This window comes from Acetobacter sp. DmW_125128 (assembly GCF_008704325.1).
Taxonomy (GTDB): domain Bacteria; phylum Pseudomonadota; class Alphaproteobacteria; order Acetobacterales; family Acetobacteraceae; genus Acetobacter; species Acetobacter oryzifermentans.
In genome coordinates this window covers 1-2205 of sequence record NZ_VHOP01000089.1, presented here as the reverse complement: position 1 = coordinate 2205, position 2205 = coordinate 1, and the positions used below count along the sequence as shown (strand labels likewise).

The 2205-nt window shown below is 56.2% G+C and carries 3 protein-coding genes and 1 pseudogene; all 4 read right to left on the bottom strand.

Annotated features, from left to right (window positions below):
- Positions 1–206: pseudogene (locus FKW19_RS15070) on the bottom strand (hypothetical protein); the annotation flags it as partial.
- A gap of 237 nt (positions 207–443) precedes the next feature.
- Positions 444–1001 carry a lysozyme gene (locus tag FKW19_RS15065; protein ID WP_116100338.1) on the bottom strand — a complete coding sequence of 186 codons (558 nt, stop codon included), beginning with the start codon at positions 999–1001 and terminating at the stop codon, positions 444–446.
- A 233-nt stretch (positions 1002–1234) separates the two neighbouring features.
- Positions 1235–1546 carry a hypothetical protein gene (locus tag FKW19_RS15060; RefSeq protein WP_116100206.1) on the bottom strand — a complete coding sequence of 104 codons (312 nt, stop codon included), beginning with the start codon at positions 1544–1546 and terminating at the stop codon, positions 1235–1237.
- A gap of 27 nt (positions 1547–1573) precedes the next feature.
- Positions 1574–2205: hypothetical protein (locus FKW19_RS15055; RefSeq protein ID WP_238331380.1), on the bottom strand; the 632-nt coding region annotated here is incomplete at its 5' end.

Below are 2205 nucleotides of genomic sequence, written 5' to 3'. Positions count from 1 at the left end.
TCCAGATCCGCCTTGTTGGCCAGAAGGGCTGCAATAATGCCGCTGTTATCACTGCCCAGCAGAGGCAATGCAGCAATCAGCATGGCGGCAGAGCCACCGGCCGGAATCACGTTAAACCATGTGGCTACCAGATCCCCCAGAATAAGAGACAGGGCAAACAGCGTGGTGGGCTGGCGCAGATATGCGCTGATACGGGACAAGTTCATGGATCTACCTTTCGGGCACGCTGCGCATGCCCTGTATGTGTGAAAATAGGGGGTTTCTGGCTGTTCAGCCCTGTGCGCCACGCATGCTGACGGGCAGCGTGTTGATATCGAAGTGCTCAATGACGATGTTTTCCTCATTCAGCCGGAATCCGCTTTGCCGCAGGCGCTAGGCTAAACGGTCGAACAGCAGATCTGCCAGGCAATCCAGTTCATGCCGGGACAGAGGATCTCGCTCACTCATGCGTTTTCCTTCACGCGGTCGATTTCCGCCGCGTTGAGTTGATCTGTGGAAGTAGGGGAGGGTGCAGGCGCTACTGACTGCGCATCGCAGGGATTAACCCCGCTCCAGAGCAACCATTCCGCATGGCGCCGTGCCGTAAGGCCGGGCACCGTAATCAGCTGGCCGTTTCGGTGCATGTGGTTCCAAAGCAGAAGCTGATCACTGGCCGCGATATCGTGGCCCGCGTTCAGATCTTTCAGCAGTGTGGAACCTGCCAGTGCTGCTGTTCCCAGATTATACTGGAAATCCAGAAGCGCCCCTTCGCGGTTTGGCGAAAGCTGCGTGCGCACCAACTGGCGCAGCTTCACCCGCAGGCCTGCCAGCGTGAAAACCAACAGGGCTTCGGCCTGCTGCTGCGTAATGGGCGCAGTTTTGGCAGTTACGGCGGCCCCGTTGGCCAGGGCACGATTGCCATAACCAATAGTCCAGTAACCTGCTGGACAAACGTACGGCTGGAGGCGCAGGCCCTCATACTTGCGGCACAGGCATGCCGCCAGTTGGATGGAATCATTCATCTGTTTTTCCGGATACAAAAAAGGCCGCACAATGGCGGCCGGAATGGACGAGTTTTCAGGAAGTCTGGCTGAATTAGTCCGCCAGAGTGCAAAACCCGCAGAAAACAGCCATTTGTAATGGGCTAATATGTGGGCGTGTTTCAGTTTTCAGACTTTTCGGACTCTTTCAGTTCTGAAAAGTCTGAAAAGTCTGAAAGGTCTGAAAGGTCTGAATTGACAAACAGCGTGGTCAGCTACGGATGGCTGAAGAGGTGATAAAGCGCCGCGGCCAGCGTTGCGATGCCGGTAGGCCCCAGCATGCTGGCAACCCACATGGTCAGGCGCGTGGCTCCGGCGCGTTCAGCATCATCAATCGCCATTTTGTCGATTTTGGATAAAATCAACGTATCCCGTTTTTCCAGCGCATCCGTACGTGCTGCTAGAGCAACGCGGGCATCGCGCTCTTCCCGCTGATCTTTTTTCACCTCACTGATATCTCCCTGCATGGTGTCGAGTTTTGCCAGGACGGTGCGTAGATCTGCACCATCGTTTTCTGCTGTTGGCATGATATGTCCTGATACAAAAAAAGCGGCTTAAAGCCGCTCGGTAATGGTGAAGCTGGTTTGCTGCCGCAGGGCAGCGCCATAGGGGTTGCTCAGATCTCCGCGCTGGATGCGTCCAAACAGACTGCGCAGGTTCAGCGTGGGGCCATCGGCATCCGGATCCGGCACAAACAGCACATTCGCGCCAGATGCGCCCAGCAGCAGGATTTGTTCCAGCACCGGCACGTCCGCCAGATCCAGAGATTCATGATCCACCACAGCCTTGCGCCGCATCCATGCCGGGGTAACAAACTCGGCCCCGCTCATGCCGGTATTCACTGTCACGGAACTGTCCAGCCCGGTGGTGCTCTTGGTGCTCATGTTGCGCACCGGCTGCCACACCGGCCCGATATAGGCCAGAGACAGGGAAATATAGCTTTCCGATACGCTGCCATTGCTGGTGACGGTGATCTTGACCGTATCCGCCTGAATGTTCTGCGGTGCCACATGCACCATCTGCACCGGGCCAACACCACCTAGGGTGGCAAAGCTGCCAGAGGCGGAATACACCGTATTGCCGCCGGAACTGGCCACAAGCTGGAGGGTTCTAAAAACCCCCTGGTTTTGAGGTCTTCTGTATGATTCTATTTCTTCTGCGTTGATTGAGGGAATGGCGATATGAA

What these genes read in the sequence shown, in the direction of transcription:
- FKW19_RS15065 (WP_116100338.1), bottom strand. Translation starts at nt 1,001, where the DNA reads ATGAATGATTCCATCCAACTGGCGGCATGCCTGTGCCGCAAGTATGAG.
- FKW19_RS15060 (WP_116100206.1), bottom strand. Translation starts at nt 1,546, where the DNA reads ATGCCAACAGCAGAAAACGATGGTGCAGATCTACGCACCGTCCTGGCA.